Raw genomic sequence first — 20,013 nt, 5'->3', positions numbered from 1 at the left:
ATCAACTGGGCTTAGTGAAACTGCCTATTTTACAACATTGAATAATTCTTATTTATAGTGAAAGTTAATGTAGATCAACAAACCTGCAAATAGAATTTTAAGGTGCTTTTCTATTTATTTAAAAGGGGTAATCTTAATGTTGTATATGAAATGCAACTTAAAGAGGTTTCCTCCATGTATTGTGTGCAATGTGAACAAACAATTAGAACTCCAGCAACCAATGGCTGCGCTTATTCGCAAGGTATGTGCGGTAAAACCGCTGAAACTTCAGACCTGCAAGATTTATTAGTTGCTGTCCTGCAAAGCTTATCTGCAAGTGCGGTGGTGGCTCGTGAACTGGGCATTATTGATCATGATGTGGACAGTTTCGCACCGCGCGCTTTCTTCTCTACATTGACCAACGTTAACTTCGATTCTGAACGTATTATTGGTTATGCCCGTGAAGCCATTTATCTGCGTGATAAATTAATCAAACACTGCCTGTCAGTGAATAGCGCAGTGGCATTTAATCACCCGCTAATCAACCTGCAATTAGCAGGGCAGGATATTGCGACTCTGCAACAGCAAGCGGCACAATTTGCGTTAGATGTCGATAAAGCGCAAATTGGTGATGATATTCATGGTTTACGTATGCTGTGCCTGTATGGCTTGAAGGGTGCGGCGGCGTATATGGAGCATGCTCACGTTTTAGGTCAGTTTGATAACCAGATTTATGCTCAATACCATGAAATTATGGCGTGGTTAGGCACATTGCCAGCGGATATGAATGAGCTGCTCGACAATGCAATGGCTATCGGCATGATGAACTTCAAAATCATGGAAATTCTGGATGCAGGTGAAACCGGAGAATTTGGTCATCCAGTTCCAACGGAAGTTAACGTGCGCCCAGTTGCCGGTAAATGTATTTTGATTTCAGGTCACGACCTGAAAGATTTAAAAATGTTGTTAGAACAGACCGAAGGCACAGGCATTAATATTTACACTCACGGTGAAATGCTGCCTGCTCATGGTTATCCTGAACTGAAAAAATACGCTCATTTAGTGGGTAACTACGGCAGTGGCTGGCAGAATCAGCAAGTGGAATTTGCTAAGTTCCCGGGCCCTGTTTTAATGACCTCTAACTGCATTATCGACCCTGATGTGGGTGAATATAAAGCACGTATCTGGACTCGCAGCATTGTGGGTTGGCCGGGTGTGAAACACATTACAGGCGACAGTTTTGCGGAAATGATAGCGCAAGCGCAGGAAATGGCGGGCTTCCCATACACTGAAATCGAACACAAAATTACCGTCGGTTTTGGTCGTCAAACCCTGTTGGGCGCTGCGGATGCGGTGATTGATCTTGTTGCTCAGAAAAAATTACGCCACGTATTTTTAGTCGGTGGTTGTGACGGTAGCCGTGGTGAGCGCAGTTACTACACGGATTTCGCTCGCAGCGTACCGAAAGACTGCCTGATTTTAACGCTAGCTTGCGGTAAATACCGTTTCAACAAACTGGACTTCGGTACCTTAGAAGGCTTACCGCGTTTACTGGATGTGGGTCAATGTAACGATGCCTATTCTGCCATTATGTTAGCGGTGAACTTAGCAGAGAAATTAGGTTGTGGTGTGAATGACTTACCACTGAGCCTGATTCTCTCTTGGTTCGAGCAAAAAGCCATTGTGATCTTGTTAACCCTGCTTGCTCTGGGTGTGAAAAACATTTACACCGGTCCAACGGCTCCGGGCTTCTTAACCGAAAATCTGCTGAATATTCTGAATGAAAAATTCGGTATGCGCAGCATTACCACGGTTGAACAAGATCTGGCGGAAATCCTGCCTGCGTAATTTGATGGAAACCAAGGGGGAAGCGGCTTTCCCCCTTGCAAGGAGTAACCCATGACCATGCCAACAAGCCTATGTCCGAACAGAATGCAAATTCACTCGATTGTGCAGGAAACCCCTGATGTTTGGACTATTAATCTGATTAATCATGATTTTTACCAATATGAACCAGGACAGTATGCGCTGGTGAGTATCAAAAACAGTGATGACGTGATGCGTGCTTACACCTTGTCTTCATCGCCGGGGCAAAGCCGTTTTATCTCCATTACAGTGAGACGATTAGACGAGGGGACAGGCTCTTGTTGGCTGACTGGAGCAGTAAAACCAGGGGATTATCTTTGGTTGTCTGAGGCGCAAGGGGAGTTTACTTGTGCCAATGTTCAAAGCCACCAATATTTAATGTTAGCAGCCGGTTGTGGTGTCACGCCGATTATGTCGATGACCCGTTGGCTGATGGCGAATCGCCCGGAAACGGATGTTAAAGTGCTGTTTAATGTACGAGATGAAAAGCAGGTCATTTTTGCCAATGAGTGGCAAAGATTGGTGCAACAATATCCGCAACGTTTGCAACTGTGCATCATGCCAGAAACCCCTGATAACGGTGGTGTTGCACAAGGTCGTTTAAGCCAAGAAAAATTGCTGGAGTTAGTACCGGATATTCATGGGCGAGTGGTAATGACTTGCGGGCCTGTTCCATATATGAAAAATGTGCAGGAATTTTCTAAGGCACTAGGCGTGCCAGCGGATCACTTCTTTATGGAGCGCTTTACTACTGGTGGTGATGAAGCCGTAAGTGAAGAGGTACTGAACTTAAAAATTCGTCACCGTTTAGCGAATTTCACTGTACCAGTGGGAACATCGCTTTTATCTGCGTTAGAACAGAATAAACAACCGGTAATTGCCGCGTGTCGCGCAGGGGTATGTGGTAGCTGTAAAACCAAAGTGCTTTCGGGGAATTATACAACCAGTAGCACCATGACATTAACCGCAGACGAAATTGCTAATGGCTATGTTTTAGCGTGCAGTTGCCAATTACAAGGCGACACAGAAATCGCTTAATCGATTTTCGATAATATAAAATTAAATGCCTCATTAATTGCCATCTTATTATGAATATAAATAAGGTGGCTTTTTTGTTTATTAATCCATGTATTTTAGCGGCAAAAGATAATCAAAAAAATAATAAAGTAATTTATAGCGTGATTATGACTTTATGTATTATGAATAATATAAGTTTCTATTAAAGTTACAAATGGTTACACGGTGAATTCTTGATATACATTAACTTAAACAAAACTTAAACGATGGTGGGCTATTAAAAAAAGAGAGGGGTAAAAGGGTGGTAATTGAACACTCAGTGGGTATAATTCGCGCCGCATCCAAAGTGCAGTAACTCGTTAGGCGAGGCTCCTATACAAACATAGGTTACTGATCTGACGACGTCGAGAGACGCCCAAGATTAGGACAGGATATATCGACCGAAGGTATATCCCCATGTAACTTCCTGATTGATTCAGGATACGTTGTATAGTGCTAAAACCGAGACGAAGAGATAGCAATCGCATTCTCTCATCTGGTTTCGCCCCTATGTGAGTACTGTTTGAGTAAACAACAGTAATAGGGACTAAAAAAATGTCATTTTCTACCCAGAACAAAGCGGGTGCAGTAGCTATTGCACAGTCCGCGATGAAAGACGCTCGTCAAAAGTCTAATCAATCACAGCCAACTAAAATTGATGATTCAACTGTTCACGCTTATATGAGCCAATCATATTTGCCGGTATCGGTTGCCGACTCTGTGGCATGTGTGAAGAAAAGTCTTATTGAACATCTCGAAGGCGAACAAATTCCAACGTATTTATTTGTTGTAGATAGTGAAAACTATTTAAATGGAATTCTGTCCGTTAAATCATTACTTGCCTCAGCAGAAGATTTATTAGTGTCGGATATTATGCGCCACAATTATTTCTCTGTTTCCCCTGAACAATCACGCCATGATGTTTATGATTTAATTAATCATAGTGGTTTGGACATGATCCCCGTTGTTCAGTTCGGTAAGTTAATGGGTGTATTACGTCCTCAAGATATTGCAGAACTTATTGAAGACGAAAATACCCTCGATGCACAATTGCAGGGGGCGACTACGCCACTCGAAGAGCCGTATTTAACCACCAGTCCAGTCACTTTATGGCGTAAGCGTGTTGTGTGGTTATTAATGCTGTTTGTGGCGGAAGCCTATACTGGAACCGTGCTGAAAGCGTTCGAAGAGCAACTTGAAGCCGCCATTTCACTGGCGTTCTTTATTCCATTATTGATTGGTACCGGCGGAAACAGCGGAACTCAGATCACATCGACCCTCGTGAGAGCGATGGCGTTGGGGGAAGTGAGTTTACGTAACCTCGGTGCGGTATTGAAAAAAGAAGTTTCAACCTCGTTCTTAGTGGCTGTCACCATTGGTGGCGCGGCGTTAATTCGTGCTTGGATCTTAGGTGTGGGTCATGAAGTGACTATCGTGGTGAGCTTAACGATTGTGGCTATTACCGTGTGGAGTGCGATTGTCTCTTCTATTATTCCAATGGTTCTGAAGAAGCTGAAGGTTGACCCAGCGGTGGTTTCTGCGCCATTTATCGCGACATTTATTGATGGTACTGGCTTGATTATTTACTTTGAAATCGCGAAATTAGTGATGACGGAGTTCGCTTAAGTTCGGTTCTACCTCTTGATGCGGCAGGGAATTAACACTCTGCCGCTGACTCAATTTCTCGCTTGAGGATTTCCCCGCATTTTCGACATAAATACTGATTTTCCCCTCGCTCAACTTTGTTATGCCTTCTAATGGTCAGTTCATGAATTGTGTCGCAACCACAAAGATAACGAAAAGTTTGGCTTTTGACGCTGGTCACCGCAAAGTTGTGAGTCCGTTTCGCCGTTACCCCTAAAACAGTCTGCATCATCCATTTCCACTCATTGCCATGAGGGGCGACCCCTTTACGTCCAAATACACGGTAAACCAGTAAGTGGGCGAGCTCATGGGGGATCACTTCGTCCACAAAATTGTCTGGGTTTTCAATTAACAACGTTGGATTAACGCGAATTTCCCAATCTTTTAAATAGGCGCTGCCCGCGGTGGTTCCACGCTGTTTATAGTTGATAGTGGGTTCTGGAAATTTCTGTTCCAGTTTTTCTTCAGCTAACGCGAGCTTTTCACGTAGGGTTTTCATCACTCGCTGTTGAAGCAGAATGGGTACTCGGATTGTTTTCATGTCCTCAAGAATACGTGAAGTCATATAGTAACAACAAGTGATAATTGACATTCAATATATCAAAATATATATTATTAAATGGTATAATGTTATACATAGTAACAAGAGATCCAATGATGTCAAAGAGTGAACAACCAAACTCAGAACAGCTGCTTTTAGCAATGACTCAAGCAGCAACGCAAACTGCGTCATTATTAAAAACACTCGGGAATCCAGACCGATTATTATTGCTGTGCCAGTTAACACAAGGCGAGGCTTGTGTTAGTGATTTAGAAGCCTCGTTAGGGATTGTGCAGCCGACGTTATCCCAGCAGTTAACCGTATTAAGAAATGAAGGATTAGTCGCGACGCGTCGAGAAGGTAAGCGAATCTATTACTCTATTGCGGATGAGAAATTATTCACCTTACTCAATACGTTGTATCAACTCTATTGTCCTGTGAAGGGGAATTAAAATGACGATTGATTGGGCGCATTTTACGCCAGGCTCTGCGGCGATTGGCGGTGTGTTGATTGGTTTAGCGGTGGCAATATTATTGATTTTTAATGGGCGAATTGCAGGGATCAGCGGGATTTTAGCGGGAGTCCTTAAACCCACTAAAGGGGACACAGCATGGAAACTGGCGTTTATTGTCGGGATCTTAGTTGCGCCATTGCTGTTTATTACCTTTGTGTATACGCCAGAAGTCACTATCGCAACGAGCACGCCATTACTGATAGCTGCGGGGCTGTTAGTGGGCTTTGGGACACGATTAGGTAGCGGTTGTACCAGTGGGCATGGCATTTGTGGCATGGCGAGATTTTCCCGTCGTTCCATGGTGGCGGTCGTTATTTTTATGCTGGTGGCATTTATCACGGTCGCTGTGATTAACCACTTTGGGTTAAGGGGATAAAGTAATGCCAATTATTATCGCGTTAGTTTCCGGTATTTTATTTGGACTGGGCTTACTACTAGCTGGTATGGGTAATCCCGCAAAAATTTTGGCATTTCTGGATATCACGGGGAATTGGGATCCCTCTTTGTTGATTACCATGGCAGTGGCAATGGTGATAAGCGGTATCGCATTCCAGTTAGTGAAAAAGCGCAAAACGAGTGTACTGAATTGCCCATTGCAGATCCCAACCAGTAAAGTTATTGATAAAAAATTAGTGATAGGCAGCGTGTTGTTCGGTTTAGGTTGGGGACTTGGGGGAATTTGCCCGGGACCTGCCATTTTATTAACCGGTATGGGGCTGACTCAAGGTATTTTGTTTGCGTTGGCAATGATAGCAGGAATGACCATTTTTCAGTTATTTCAACGTACTGAAAAGTAATCAAGACGAGAGAGTCAATTAATTTAGTTATTCGACCCAAAAAATGAGGCGAATAGAAAAGTTATTTAACTCATCACATCAGTGAGCAATTTTAGATACAAAAAAACCCATCATTAAGATGGGTTTTTTAAGCTGATTTTTGCGTTTAGCGTCAGTGACGTTAGCGAAAATTATAGACCAGCAGCTTCGCGCAGTTGTGCCGCTTTGTCGGTTTTTTCCCACGGGAATTGTGGGCGACCAAAGTGACCGTAAGAAGCGGTTTGTTGGTACATTGGGTGTAATAAATCCAGCATTTGAATCAGGCCGTAAGGACGTAAATCAAAGAATTCGCGGACTAATTTCACTAGCAATGCTTCGTCAACTTTACCAGTACCGAAAGTTTCTACCATGATAGAGGTAGGCTCTGCGACACCGATAGCGTAAGAAACTTGGATTTCACAACGGTCAGCTAGACCAGCAGCAACGATGTTTTTTGCAACATAACGCGCAGCATAGGCAGCAGAACGGTCAACTTTTGATGGATCCTTACCAGAGAATGCACCACCACCGTGACGAGCCATACCGCCGTATGTATCAACGATAATTTTACGACCCGTTAAACCGCAGTCACCCATTGGTCCGCCGATAACGAAACGACCTGTTGGGTTGATGAAGTATTTAGTGGCTGGAGATAACCATTCAGCAGGCAGAACTGGTTTGATGATCTCTTCCATTACCGCTTCGTGTAAAGCTTTTTGGTCAATATCTTCTGAGTGCTGTGTGGACAGAACTACCGCGTCAATACCGACAATTTTGTTGTCATCGTATTGGAGGGTAACTTGGCTTTTCGCATCAGGGCGTAACCATGGCAGTGTGCCATTTTTGCGGACTTCAGCTTGGCGCTGCACTAAACGGTGTGCATAAGTCACCGGTGCTGGCATTAATACGTCAGTTTCGTTAGTTGCATAACCAAACATGAGGCCTTGGTCGCCAGCACCTTGTTCTAAAGGATCTGCACGGTCAACACCTTGGTTGATGTCTGGTGATTGTTTACCAATTGCGCTTAATACTGCGCAAGAGTTGGCATCAAAGCCCATGTCTGAACTGGTATAACCAATTTCACGAACGGTTTTACGCGTAATTTCTTCAATATCGACCCATGCACTGGTAGTGATTTCACCACCAACCATGACCATGCCGGTTTTGACATAGGTTTCGCAAGCTACGCGCGCTTTTGGGTCTTGTTCAAGAATAGCATCAAGGACCGCATCAGAAATTTGGTCTGCAATTTTATCAGGATGCCCTTCTGATACGGACTCAGAAGTAAAGAGGTGTGTAGACATGAGATTAATACCTTAAGAATTCAAAGAACATTATAGTTGGATGTTTTAACATCTAGACGGCTATTCTAGACTTTTCAATGAATAATTTCTACCTGTTTTTAAGCCTAAAATGATAAGCGCATAAATGGTTAATTCAGTTAGTTTTATCGTAAATGTGAAATTTTAGATAATTTGCTTTTGCATTTTGGGGCTATTCGAGGTATAAACTGCGACCGTAGCGGATGGTTGTAATTTCCCGCTATATACCAGCAGGTCAGCCATGAGTCTGCTTTCTATCAGGAATGTTTATAACCGGTTGAATTTTAATATTAATTAAAATTTTCAAGGGGAAAACAGTTATATTGGGGGTTAATGGGCGATGATCCATAATCTGCTGAATAACAGTATCCAACCGTCTTACGCGGATCGCCGTGTGACATTGGCTTTTACTTTCCTGTCTATGTTGACTTCATCGCGAAGTTACCGTCATACCTATCATAGATCCTTAATACTTAGTCAGTAATCTCAAAGAGTAATCTGCTAAGTCTGTGGATGTATATTGTCACCGTTTAGAAGTTCTAAGCACTTTTAATTACAATCTGAGTATCGCTGTTTCCCTGACATTACTGCCCAGTTGCATCATACGCTTGGTCGCTGCTTGTCTGGAAGGAGAACGCATCACTCACCCCTCCATACTAGGAGTTTATTATGAATGATAATATCGCTCGCAAAGTGCGCCAAACTTACAATGTTGCGTATTGGGGCGGTGGTTACTATCAGGTGAATGAGCGCGGAAATGTCTGTGTTTGCCCGAATCCTGAAAACCCCGACACCTTTGTTGATTTAGCTGAGTTAGTCTACCAAGTTAAAGAAGAACAGGAACATTTACGTTTACCTGCACTGTTCTGTTTCCCTCAAATTTTGCAACACCGTTTGCGTTCAATTAACGCAGCGTTTCAACGTGCGCGCGAATCTTATGGTTATAAGGGCGACTATTTTTTAGTTTACCCAATTAAAGTTAACCAACAACGCCGTGTGATTGAATCGCTAGTGAATTCTGGTGAGCCTTTAGGGTTAGAAGCGGGTTCAAAAGCGGAGTTAATGGCAGTATTAGCCAACGCAGGTCGCACTCGCACTGTGATTGTGTGTAACGGTTATAAAGATCGCGAATATATTCGTCTGGCATTAATTGGTGAAAAACTGGGTCACAAAGTGTATCTGGTTATCGAAAAAATGTCTGAAATCGAGATGGTGCTTGAAGAGGCGCAGAAGCTGGAAGTGACGCCTCGTTTAGGTGTTCGTGCTCGTTTAGCATCTCAAGGTTCAGGTAAATGGCAGGCGAGTGGTGGTGAAAAATCTAAATTTGGATTGGCAGCAACACAAGTTCTGCAATTAGTTGAAATTTTACGTAATGCGAACCGTTTGGATAGCCTGCAATTATTGCACTTCCATTTAGGCTCTCAAATGGCGAATATTCGTGATATCGCGACAGGTGTTCGTGAGTCAGCCCGTTTCTACGTCGAGTTGCATCAATTAGGTGTCAACATTCAGTGCTTTGACGTGGGCGGTGGTTTAGGCGTTGACTATGAAGGTACGCGTTCTCAGTCAGATTGTTCGGTTAACTATGGCTTGAACGAATATGCGAACAACGTGATTTGGGCGATTGGCGATGCGTGTGAAGAATTTAACTTGCCACACCCAACAGTGATCACGGAGTCTGGGCGTGCATTGACCGCTCACCATACCGTGCTAGTCTCTAACGTGATTGGGGTTGAGCGTAACGAATTCACCAAAACCACACCTCCGAGCGAAGACGCACCACGTTCACTGGTTTCGTTATGGGAAACGTGGGAATCCATGCAGCATCAAGGCAATAGCCGTTCTCTGCGTGAATGGTTGCACGATAGCCAGTTTGACTTGCAAGAAGCACATACCCAGTATGCGCATGGCGTGTTGGACTTAACACAACGCGCATGGGCAGAAGAGCTATACTTAAATATCTGTCGTCGTATTCAGCAAGATTTAGACCCTAGCAACCGCGCCCATCGCCCAATTATTGATGAGCTGCAAGAGCGTATGGCGGATAAATTCTATGTGAATTTCTCGCTGTTCCAATCGCTCCCTGATGCTTGGGGTATTGACCAAGTGTTCCCAGTCTTGCCAATTGAAGGTTTAGATAAGCCGTTAGACAGACGCGCGGTATTATTAGATATCACTTGTGACTCAGATGGTATTATTGATCATTATGTTGACGGTGATGGAGTGGAAACCACCATGCCAATGCCAGCGTATGATCCAGAAAATCCACCGATGATTGGTTTCTTTATGATCGGGGCATACCAAGAAATTTTAGGCAACATGCACAACTTATTCGGTGATACAGCCGCCATCGATGTGTGGGTTGATAGCCAAGGCAGCATTCGTTACCTGCAAAGTGAAGAGGGCGATTCAGTCGCCGATATGCTGCAATATGTGAAGCTGGTTCCTGAAGTGCTGTTAGAAAGCTTTATTGAGCAAGTGAAAGGCACAGGGCTGAGTGACGAGCTGCAAAAAGATTTTGTGAACGAGTTTGAAAGTGGGTTGTACGGTTACACTTACTTAGAAGATGAATGATTAAGGAACAGTGATGATTAATAGCACATTAGGAAATCAGGTTGATAATTCACTGGTTTCAAACGCATTTGGTTTTTTACGTTTTCCGTTAAATTTCCAACCATACAGCTCCGATGCTGATTGGGTGATCACGGGTGTTCCATTTGATATGGCAACCTCAGGACGTGCGGGTAGCCGTCATGGACCTGCTGCTATTCGTCAGGTTTCCACTAACCTTGCATGGGAAAGCCACCGTTGGCCGTGGGATTTTAAATTAAAAAACAAACTCAACGTGGTTGACTGCGGTGATGTGGTGTTTGCATTCGGTGATGCGCAAGATATGTGCGACAAACTGCAAGCTCACACTGAAAAGCTGTTGGAATCCGGTAAACGTTGCTTAACATTTGGTGGTGACCACTTTGTGACATTGCCATTATTGCGCGCCCACGCTAAGCATTTTGGTAAAATGGCGTTAGTGCATTTTGATGCGCACACTGACACATACGGTAATGGCAGTCTGTATGACCACGGCACCATGTTCTATCATGCACCAAAAGAAGGTCTGATCGATCCAAATCATTCTGTGCAGATTGGTATTCGTACTGAGCATGATTCTGACAACGGTTTCACGGTATTGGATGCTGCTCAAGCGAATGATCGTGGTGTGGATGACATGGTTGCTCAGATCAAAGAGATCGTGGGTGATATGCCCGTTTATCTGACGTTTGATATTGACTGTCTGGATCCTGCCTTTGCACCAGGAACCGGTACGCCAGTGATTGGTGGGTTAACATCTGATAGAGCGTTAAAACTGCTGCGTGGCATTAAGTCACTGAATATTGTAGGGATGGATGTGGTGGAAGTCGCACCAGCCTATGACCAATCAGAAATTACGGCATTAGCCGCAGCAACGATTGCATTGGAACTGTTATATATCCAAGCGTCTAAGAAATAAGTTTTAGTTCGTTATTTAAGGTGCCTAATGTTTCATTGGGCACCTTTTTTTATGCCTAACGGCGATATTTCATACTTAAAAGCGGTGTTCTTTCAATTGGGCAAGGATGGAATAGGCTTGTGTCCACAGAACTGAGCCGCCTTCATGTGAGAACAAAAAGTGTTCGCTATCAGGAAAGCGCTGAGCCAGTGTTTTGCCAAAATCAGGGGAATGCACAGAACTCACATCTTGCTCGCCATACCACAGCGCGACAGGGCAACGGATATCTTCAGGATTGAACTGCCAAGACTGTAGGGCGATTAAGAGATCTTGAACATAGCCTTGGTTACCTTGCATAAATGCACGTTCCATACAGTCACTGTAAGCGGCTAAGAAGCTCTCTTCGCTATAAACCTGCTGGTCTATTTCTGCGCTACAGTTAAGAATAAACGCCAGTAACCATTGTGAAGTCACATTGCGCATCAACCATTCTGATAAAGCCTCGGGGGTATGAATGGCTTGTTCCTGCATATTAATGACATCTTGCTTTAATTGTGCTCGGATTGCTGGAAACTCAAATTGGTCTTGCCCTGACACAAGTGATAATGAAACAGGGGAAGCGTAGCGGGCGAGTGCCATGGCGAAAACGGCACCTTGAGAGAAACCGATAACGGAAAATGACGGCAATTTTTGAGCATTCAGAAGTTCTTTAATATCTTGAGCAAAGCGTTGTAGGGATTTATGCTCATCAAAGGTGGATTGACCCAGTCCGGCACGTTCAGGGGTGATTAAGCGAATATTTAGCTCATCAAGACGGTCAATACCAAAGCCCAGTGTACCGCTCATCCCTGCGCCAGTACAAAAAATCACGGGGAACCCCTGTTTAGGGCCAGATTCATACCAACACAAAAGGCGCCCATCAGATAATGTCATCGACATATGGCGAGTATTGGATATTTTGTTGCTATACATAATAAATACCTACAAGATAGAATTTTTAGTGCGACATGTTAGTTTCTATCGCGAGTCGTCAATGACTTTACCGTTGTTATTTCCTATTTGCTAAAACAGATATATAGGGCAGGTAACTCAACCTGTTATAGACCGCTCAGAATTTTAGATTAAGAAATAGGTTAATTACAAAATATACGCTCAATTACGGCTGTTTTACAGCCAAAAGGATGATTTATGCCATTTTCAGACTCAGAAAAGCAAATTCTATTAGCAGTGAAGGGTGTTGGATCAACGGTCATTAGCCGATTAGAACAAATGGGGTTTTCGTCTTTAGCGCAGTTAAGTGAAGCTTCTTATGATGAAATTTTAATTTCGGGTGCTGCACTAACGGGGTCAAGTTGTTGGAAAAACAGCCCTCAAGCTAAAAAAGCGGTGGAAGGCGCTATTGCCGCAGCAAAGGACGCCTTACGCTAACTTGGCTATGACTATTTATTTTTCATTTATTGCTTGTTTTTCATTTTCCACTTTTTGCTGCGCAGAATATTAAGCATTTGCACTGACATGGAGAAGAACATAGCAAAATAGATATAGCCTTTTGATACATGTACCTGAACACTTTCAAGTAACAAAGTGAAGCCCACAAGGATCAAGAAAGAGAGTGCGAGGATTTTGACGGAAGGATAACGCTCCACAAAATCACCAATAGGTTTCGCGGCGAACATCATGATCATGACCGCCATAATCACGGCTGCCATCATAATAAACAGATGGTCAGATAGCCCCACGGCAGTGATCACCGAATCTAAACTGAAGATAATATCTAAAATTGCGATTTGCATAATGGCTCCCCAGAATGAAGTGACTTTTTTCTGGGCTATCCCCTCATCGTCTTCCCCTTCAATGGTATCGAAAATCTCCTGACTGGATTTCCAAATGAGGAATAAGCCACCGGCACACAAAATTAAGTCGCGGGCGGAAACGGTATGTTCAGCTAATGTGAAGAGTGGCGTGGTGAGGCGAGCGAGCCAAGCAATAGACGCTAGTAGTGCCAAACGCATTCCCATTGCCGCGATTAACCCAATACGTCTGGCGCTATTTTGTTGATGGGCAGGCAATTTGCTGACGACAATACTTAAGAAAATTATATTGTCGATACCCAGTACGACTTCCAAAATTGTTAATGTTGCCAATGCCATCCAAGCATGGGGATCTAAGAACCACTCAAACATCTTATTGCCTTAAAAATGGAATAAAAAATCGTCTGTTTGGCACAGGCGATGCCTTGACCAATTAACCGAGGTTAAAGTGCCGCGCTAATAATGGACCCGTAAAATCTTTTTTTAAATAGAAACCTCTCGGTAATGTCATTATTGGCTGTCCAAATTCTCCTATACCTTCGGTTAGTGCTCTATTATTCGCCGCTTTGGGACGAATCTGTAAAACTTGTCCGTGACGAGCCGTGATGGTTTCGACTTTTCCCAGCACAATTAAATCCATTAACTCTTCCCAATCTTGGCGTAAAAGTTGTTCTTCAAGCGCAGAAGGGCTCCAAATCAGAGGGTTAGCAATACGTCGCTGGGCAAGTGGTATTTGACGCTCACCTTCAATCGGAAACCACAAAATGCGAGATAATTTGCGGCGTACATGGCTATTTTCCCATGTTAGACCGCTATTGCCCGTGAGGGGCGCGACAGAGACAAATGTCGTTTCTAATGGTGCGCCATGGCGATCGATTGGGATTGTTTTAAGCTCCACGCCAATATCTGCAAAATCCTGTTCGGCTTTACTGCCTGCGGTCGCACCTAAAAAAAACTCTAACAATGTCCCGACCCAGCCTTTATCTCGTTTAAGATCGGGGGGAATTGGGATACCTGCAATAGTTGCTAGCTCACCAAGCGTATAGCCAGCAAGGGCTTGGGCTCGCGCTAATAAGACGGTTTCATTTTCTGGTGGTGAAGGCGGTATAAAAGACATAGTCGACTGAATTTGATTGTGTTTAAAAAATAACCAAGAAAATGGTCACAAGATAGGGTGAGTATAACACTTTTTAGTCACCGTATTTAACTTCATGATATATATATAGATATTAGATAATAATCACAGACGGGATTATGAATATTTAGGGTTATTCAACTTCATCCCAAGATAATCACAGGATCATGCACTAGGTTATCCACAGGATTTCTGGATAACTGTGAAAAACTGCGATTACTGTGTGCATTTACAGCCTTGACTAATGTCATTTATTGAAGCTCGTCACAAAAAGCGAGTAAGTTAAGTACATTCCTTGTGGATAAAACATGCATTGATTGATCTTTGCTCAGTTGAACTCCTAACAAAAAAACACGGAAAAACTCACAGTGGATATCTGGTGTGAAATTCATTTATTGCCATGATTTATAATGTTTTATTTTTTAGTGTGATTTTTTGTTAGAAATGAACAGTTGGGATATACCCTGATTACTATCTGGTTGTTCACATGGATATCCACAGAAAAAGTGAATAAAATCCATTTTACTCACTCTAACTGTTTATAACTATCATCAATTCTGTGCATTATCCTCAGTTGGCTTAAACCAAGCTGATTTAAAGTCAAACCAGCCAAAGGTATTCATACGAACACCCCGCATCGTTCTTTGCCCTTGTAGCTCTAACCAGTGATGAAAAATTGGATGGAAGATCTGGGAATCAATCAAACTCTCACACCAAGATTCCACATCTAATTTTTGCTGGCGCCAAAGTTGTAACTCTTCATCGAGGTTTTTCCCCAAACATTGGCGCAATAGTGGCATTTCGTACAGCGTAGCGAAGATAGAGAATTCAAGAGGCTTATAAAAGTTGGCGGTGGAGAGCCAGATATCGCTTTTAGCATCCCCATTAAACCAATCATCATAATCAACGATATTAATTTTAAGCGTCACGCCCTGAGTTTCTAATACTCGCTTCATGATTTGGCTAATGGCATAGAATTCATGATGATGACGATAAAAAGTGACAGTTAGCTCAGTTAAGTCTTCAGGTTTGGTTCGTTGGGAAAGCATTTTACTGTGATGCCAATGAAGCAATAACCCGTAAGCAGGCGCCCAGTGACGCTGATAGAAGGATTCACAGTGTGCCAGTAGGTTGACGGGAGTTAAAAAGCTGCACAGCCATTTACGCACATCTTCCCGTTGAGAAATGTCGGAGCGTTGGTCGAATAACAGAAAATAGCAACCTTCCTCCATGCGGCTTTCGAGAGAGTCATTGTGGCGTTTATCACCATCCATTTTTAATGTGGTACACACCATCTGCTCAGATAGTTCGGGAACCACCCAAATGGTTACTTCATCCAACAAGGCACGATAGCCAAAATAGCGGTCAAAAGCGCTGATGGTGAGTTTCTGCGGGATATTGGTTTCGACTTCATAAGGACCCGTACCAATAGGGCGCTGACTAAAGCCGCTGATGGTTTCCCACTCTTTCGGGAGAATGGCGGCATGTGGGCTACCCAGTAACCACGGAAATTGTGTATCAGGATGGCTCAGATGGACGTCAATCACATAAGGCTGCGAAGAAGTGACCGAGTGAATATGTGAGAATAGCGGCCAGCACTGCTTTAATCGTAATAAAGAGTGGATAATATCCTCGACTTGCATTTCACGTCCATGATGGAAATAGATAGCTGGACGTAAATAAAAGCGCCAATGCTGTTCGTTAATGGCTTGCCAGTGGTGAGCAATACCATCTTCCACTTCCCCTTTTTCCTCATTTAAGTGAGTTAATCCATTAAATATCTGGCTCATTAAGTGGATTTCAGAGCGGCGCATTGGGGTGCCAGGAAGTAAGTTAGGAAAATCACGGTAATAAATGATGCGCAGTAAGTTTTTACCTTGTCGATAACTTCGCTCAAGCTCAGATAAGACCATTTGGCGGATAGTCTCTTTATCGCCAACGAGCGCCACGAGTTTTTCAATACTTTCTTCTTTTAAAAGCTGCTCAGCCTGTGCTTGTTGTAGCTCTAATCCATTGATATGAAAAATTAATGAGGAGCGTTTTCCTCGTCCTGATTCTGCTTGCCAACTGAGCCAGCCATGGGACTGCATATTATTGAGCAGGGTGCGAACATGACGGCGAGAGCAAAACAAAATATCGGCAATATCTTGCAATGTGGTTTCACTGTTTTTTCCCTGAAAATGCTGCCACAAGCGTACAAATTGCGTTTGTAATCGAGAATTAGACATAAAAGAGGAACTCCAGAATAAATTGTATCAATTTTAATATCCTATATTCCGTAGATAATAGGGGGCAGTAAGTAGCTCTATTGACCTGTCTGTTGCAGGTTTACTCCCCCTTTTATTGAGTAATGGTATTTTTACCAGCCGGTATGTGAATGCATATCGGCTTTTTTTCTTTTTTCTTCATATTTCACGTTGTGACTGCGTTGGCTTCATTCGGCTACTCAGGTCACATACTTATGTATGCTCCTATTTTTCTTCATATTTCACGCTGTGACTGCGTTGGCTTCACTCGGCTACTCAGGTCACATACTAAAGTATGCTCCTCGAGATATCCTCATTTTGCCGCCTTGCCACAACGCGAACTATTTTGAAAAATATAAAAAGGCAATTAATTGAATAATTGCATATTAGGAAATAATGGGGAAGGGTTTATTGATAGATGTTGTTTATAGGAATTGAGTTCTACTTTTATGAGCAACAAAAAGCCCACCGAAGTGGGCTGGAGATTAATTCATAAAGGCAGGGAGCTTTTGCTCGTAATCCTTGATTTGATCAACGTGCTGTAACGTCAAACCGATGCTGTCTAAGCCATTCATCATGCAATGACGGCGGAAGCTGTCAATCTCGAAAGTATACACTTTCTCGCCGGCGGTGACGGTTTGCGCTTCTAAATCGACAGTAAACTGGCAGCCTTCGTGGCTGTTCACATAGCTGAACATCTCATCCACTTGCTGTTCGCTTAATTTGATTGGCAACAGCTGGTTGTTAAACGAGTTACCGTAAAAAATATCGGCGAAACTTGGTGCAATAACCACTTGGATACCGAAATCGGTCAATGCCCACGGTGCGTGTTCGCGAGATGAACCACAACCAAAGTTTTCACGGGCTAACAGAATGCTAGCGCCTTTAAATACAGGTTTGTTCAAAACAAAGTCAGGGTTAGGTTGCTGACCTTTATCATCTAAAAAACGCCAGTCATTAAATAAGTGCTGACCAAAGCCTGTGCGCGTCACTTTCTGCAAAAACTGTTTTGGAATAATGGCATCGGTATCGACGTTTGCGGCATCTAAAGGGGCAACAATCCCAACATGCTTAATAAACTTATCCATGATTTTCTCCTTTAGATTTGAATGTCACGAACATCAGCAAAATGACCGTTAATCGCTGCGGCAGCAGCCATTGCAGGGCTGACTAAGTGGGTACGACCCGCTCGACCTTGGCGACCTTCAAAGTTACGGTTACTGGTGGATGCGCAGCGTTCACCCGGATTCAAACGGTCGTTGTTCATCGCTAAGCACATTGAACAGCCCGGTAAGCGCCATTCGAAGCCCGCATCGATAAAGATTTTATCCAAGCCTTCCTGTTCCGCTTGGGCTTTGACGGGGCCTGAACCCGGTACCACAATGGCTTGTACGCCAGATGCGACTTTTTTACCTTTAGCAATGGCAGCCGCAGCGCGTAAATCTTCAATACGTGAGTTAGTGCAAGAGCCAATAAAAACTTTATCAATCTTCACGTCGGATAACTTAATACCTGATTCCAATCCCATGTACGCCAAGGCTTTTTCCGCAGAAGCGCGTTCGACGGGGTCGGCAAACGATTCTGGAGCAGGGATCGGTTGGTTAATAGCGATCACTTGCCCTGGGTTGGTACCCCAAGTGACTTGTGGTGCAATCGTCTCGGCTTGGATGGTGATCACTTTGTCAAATTTTGCATCATCATCGGTTTTCAACGTTTTCCAATACGCGACTGCATCGTCCCAATCTTGACCTTTCGGTGCAAATTGGCGACCTTTCATATAATTAAAGGTGGTTTCATCGGGGGCGATAATGCCGGCTTTAGCGCCTAATTCAATCGCCATATTACAGACGGTCATGCGACCTTCCATGCTCAAATCTTCAATTGCGTCACCGCAGAATTCGACAATGTAGCCGGTTCCACCTGCGCTACCCGTGGTGCCGATAATAGCTAAGACGATATCTTTTGCCGTGATCCCAGCAGGCGCTTTACCCACCACTTCAATTTTCATGGTTTTGGCTCGCGCTTGTTTCAAGGTTTGAGTCGCCATGACGTGTTCAACTTCGGACGTCCCAATCCCAAAAGCTAATGCGCCGAATGCGCCGTGAGTGGCAGTATGAGAGTCACCACACACGATGGTTGTACCCGGTAAAGTGATACCTTGCTCTGGCCCCATAACATGGACAATACCTTGATATGGATGGTTTAAATCGTATAAAGTCACGCCGAATTCTTCGCAGTTTTTCATCAACTCTTGCATTTGAATTCGCGCCATATCGCCGCAGGCATTGATGTCTTTAGTCTGCGTTGACACGTTATGATCCATGGTTGCAAATGTTTTGCTTGGTTGATGTAACGGGCGATTTTTGGTTCTTAAACCATCAAACGCTTGCGGTGAAGTCACTTCATGTACCAGATGGCGATCGATATAAATTAAAGGGATTTCGTTTTCAACTTCACGGACAACGTGAGCGTCATATAATTTTTGGTATAAAGTCTTCGACATGTTAAACCCCTTCTTCAATATAACGGGCGATAATGTCACCCATATCACTGGTACTGATTGATTGACCATTGCCTGCTAAATCCGCAGTGCGATAGCCATTTTCTAATGCTTTATTCACGGCTCTTTCTATAGCATCAGCCGCTTCCGTTTGGTTCAAACTGAAGCGTAATAACATGGATGCTGATAAAATTTGTGCGATTGGGTTGGCAATGTTTTTGCCTGCGATATCTGGAGCTGAACCGCCAGCAGGCTCGTACAAGCCAAAGCCATCAGCATTTAAGCTGGCGGAAGGCAGCATACCCATTGATCCTGTGATCATGGCGCACTCATCGGAAATAATGTCGCCGAATAAGTTCGAGCACAGCACCACATCAAACTGAGAAGGGGCTTTGATCATTTGCATCGCCGCGTTATCGATATACATATGGTTCACTTCAACGTCTGGGTACTCTTTGGCAATTTGGTTAACTACTTCGCGCCATAATACGGAGCTTTGTAAAACGTTAGCTTTATCAATAGAAGTCACTTTATGGCTACGTTTACGCGCAGATTCAAAGGCAATACGGGCAATGCGTTCAATTTCATAGCGATGATAAACTTCGGTATCGAAAGCATGTTCTTCAGCACCTTCACCTTTACGTCCTTTTGGCTGACCAAAATAGATCCCGCCAGTTAATTCACGGACACATAAAATATCAAACCCTTGAGCGGCAATATCGGCGCGTAATGGGCAAAATGCTTCTAATGCTTGATATAAACGAGCAGGGCGTAAATTACTGAATAATTTAAAATGTTTACGCAATGGTAATAATGCACCACGTTCAGGCTGGCTGTCCGGTGGCAAATGTTCCCATTTTGGACCACCGACTGAGCCGAATAACACGGCATCAGCTTCTTCACAACCTTTGACTGTTGCTTGCGGTAATGGCTCGCCGTGATTATCAATGGCGGCGCCGCCCACATCATAGGCTTTGGTTGAAATTGTGATAGCAAAGCGCTTACTAATAGCGTTCAAGACTTTATGGGCTTGAGCCATCACTTCAGGGCCGATTCCATCGCCCGCTAATACCGCAATATTAAAATTCGTAGACAT

18 protein-coding genes and 1 riboswitch are annotated in these 20,013 nt (G+C 43.7%); of the genes, 9 read left to right on the top strand and 9 right to left on the bottom strand.

Annotated elements, in window-relative coordinates; all coding sequences use genetic code 11:
• The first annotated feature begins 174 nt into the window (after nt 1-174).
• The 3 genes from hcp (at nt 175) to HFU86_RS14250 (ending at nt 4,527) form a co-directional block, all read left to right on the top strand.
• Nucleotides 175-1,827: a hydroxylamine reductase gene (gene hcp / locus HFU86_RS14260; protein ID WP_036951228.1), complete on the top strand. Its 1,653-nt coding sequence runs from the start codon at nt 175-177 to the stop codon at nt 1,825-1,827.
• A 51-nt stretch (nt 1,828-1,878) separates the two neighbouring features.
• Nucleotides 1,879-2,883, top strand: coding sequence for an NADH oxidoreductase (hcr, locus tag HFU86_RS14255; RefSeq protein WP_036951227.1), 1,005 nt, complete (start codon nt 1,879-1,881; stop codon nt 2,881-2,883).
• Nucleotides 2,884-3,210: 327 nt separating this feature from the next.
• A riboswitch (M-box (ykoK) riboswitch) is annotated at nt 3,211-3,383 on the top strand.
• A gap of 73 nt (nt 3,384-3,456) precedes the next feature.
• Nucleotides 3,457-4,527, top strand: coding sequence for a magnesium transporter (locus HFU86_RS14250; RefSeq protein ID WP_036951226.1), 1,071 nt, complete (start codon nt 3,457-3,459; stop codon nt 4,525-4,527).
• Nucleotides 4,528-4,558: 31 nt separating this feature from the next.
• Here the strand turns inward: HFU86_RS14250 and HFU86_RS14245 are convergent, their stop codons facing one another.
• On the bottom strand, nt 4,559-5,086 hold the full coding sequence (locus HFU86_RS14245; protein WP_165906952.1) for a SprT family zinc-dependent metalloprotease: 528 nt from the start codon (nt 5,084-5,086) through the stop codon (nt 4,559-4,561).
• A 116-nt stretch (nt 5,087-5,202) separates the two neighbouring features.
• On the opposite strand from HFU86_RS14245, the gene HFU86_RS14240 reads away from it, so the two are divergent.
• The 3 genes from HFU86_RS14240 to HFU86_RS14230 are packed head-to-tail and all read left to right on the top strand — an operon-like array spanning nt 5,203 to nt 6,398.
• Nucleotides 5,203-5,538, top strand: coding sequence for an ArsR/SmtB family transcription factor (locus HFU86_RS14240; RefSeq protein WP_132496803.1), 336 nt, complete (start codon nt 5,203-5,205; stop codon nt 5,536-5,538).
• Nucleotide 5,539: 1 nt separating this feature from the next.
• A complete protein-coding gene (locus HFU86_RS14235; protein ID WP_187129519.1) occupies nt 5,540-5,977 on the top strand; it encodes a YeeE/YedE family protein in 438 nt (145 codons plus the stop codon).
• Between the two features lie 4 nt (nt 5,978-5,981).
• The gene (locus HFU86_RS14230; protein ID WP_187129518.1) at nt 5,982-6,398 is read left to right on the top strand and encodes a DUF6691 family protein; all 417 of its coding nucleotides are present in this window, start codon (nt 5,982-5,984) and stop codon (nt 6,396-6,398) included.
• 170 nt (nt 6,399-6,568) lie between these two features.
• Here the strand turns inward: HFU86_RS14230 and metK are convergent, their stop codons facing one another.
• Complete coding sequence (metK, locus tag HFU86_RS14225) at nt 6,569-7,720, bottom strand: methionine adenosyltransferase (RefSeq protein WP_187129517.1); 1,152 nt, start codon at nt 7,718-7,720, stop codon at nt 6,569-6,571.
• A gap of 687 nt (nt 7,721-8,407) precedes the next feature.
• On the opposite strand from metK, the gene speA reads away from it, so the two are divergent.
• The gene (gene speA / locus HFU86_RS14220; RefSeq protein WP_132496657.1) at nt 8,408-10,312 is read left to right on the top strand and encodes a biosynthetic arginine decarboxylase; all 1,905 of its coding nucleotides are present in this window, start codon (nt 8,408-8,410) and stop codon (nt 10,310-10,312) included.
• A gap of 13 nt (nt 10,313-10,325) precedes the next feature.
• A complete protein-coding gene (gene speB, locus HFU86_RS14215; RefSeq protein WP_132495816.1) occupies nt 10,326-11,246 on the top strand; it encodes an agmatinase in 921 nt (306 codons plus the stop codon).
• Between the two features lie 75 nt (nt 11,247-11,321).
• On the opposite strand, the gene HFU86_RS14210 is transcribed toward speB, so the two are convergent.
• A complete protein-coding gene (locus HFU86_RS14210; RefSeq protein WP_187129516.1) occupies nt 11,322-12,197 on the bottom strand; it encodes an alpha/beta fold hydrolase in 876 nt (291 codons plus the stop codon).
• A 216-nt stretch (nt 12,198-12,413) separates the two neighbouring features.
• Between HFU86_RS14210 and HFU86_RS14205 the strand changes: the two genes are divergently transcribed.
• Nucleotides 12,414-12,653 (top strand): Pathogenicity locus, encoded by a 240-nt coding sequence (locus HFU86_RS14205; protein ID WP_036951220.1) that lies wholly within the window; start codon nt 12,414-12,416, stop codon nt 12,651-12,653.
• A 26-nt stretch (nt 12,654-12,679) separates the two neighbouring features.
• Here HFU86_RS14205 and HFU86_RS14200 read toward each other — a convergent pair whose 3' ends face one another.
• The 6 genes from HFU86_RS14200 to leuB all read right to left on the bottom strand — a co-directional run bounded on the left by HFU86_RS14200 (nt 12,680) and on the right by leuB (nt 20,013).
• On the bottom strand, nt 12,680-13,408 hold the full coding sequence (locus tag HFU86_RS14200; RefSeq protein WP_036951219.1) for a TerC family protein: 729 nt from the start codon (nt 13,406-13,408) through the stop codon (nt 12,680-12,682).
• 61 nt (nt 13,409-13,469) lie between these two features.
• Nucleotides 13,470-14,153: a DNA mismatch repair endonuclease MutH gene (mutH, locus tag HFU86_RS14195; RefSeq protein ID WP_108478291.1), complete on the bottom strand. Its 684-nt coding sequence runs from the start codon at nt 14,151-14,153 to the stop codon at nt 13,470-13,472.
• Between the two features lie 569 nt (nt 14,154-14,722).
• The gene (sgrR, locus tag HFU86_RS14190; protein WP_132495813.1) at nt 14,723-16,399 is read right to left on the bottom strand and encodes an HTH-type transcriptional regulator SgrR; all 1,677 of its coding nucleotides are present in this window, start codon (nt 16,397-16,399) and stop codon (nt 14,723-14,725) included.
• 503 nt (nt 16,400-16,902) lie between these two features.
• A complete protein-coding gene (gene leuD, locus HFU86_RS14185; protein ID WP_187129864.1) occupies nt 16,903-17,508 on the bottom strand; it encodes a 3-isopropylmalate dehydratase small subunit in 606 nt (201 codons plus the stop codon).
• Nucleotides 17,509-17,516: 8 nt separating this feature from the next.
• On the bottom strand, nt 17,517-18,920 hold the full coding sequence (gene leuC, locus HFU86_RS14180; RefSeq protein WP_036951215.1) for a 3-isopropylmalate dehydratase large subunit: 1,404 nt from the start codon (nt 18,918-18,920) through the stop codon (nt 17,517-17,519).
• Nucleotide 18,921: 1 nt separating this feature from the next.
• Nucleotides 18,922-20,013 carry a 3-isopropylmalate dehydrogenase gene (leuB, locus tag HFU86_RS14175; RefSeq protein ID WP_187129515.1) on the bottom strand — a complete coding sequence of 364 codons (1,092 nt, stop codon included), beginning with the start codon at nt 20,011-20,013 and terminating at the stop codon, nt 18,922-18,924.

The sequence above is a fragment of the Providencia sp. JUb39 genome (genome assembly GCF_012272845.1).
GTDB classification, from domain to species: domain Bacteria; phylum Pseudomonadota; class Gammaproteobacteria; order Enterobacterales; family Enterobacteriaceae; genus Providencia; species Providencia lanzhouensis.
This window is presented reverse-complemented; position numbering and strand designations above follow the sequence as displayed.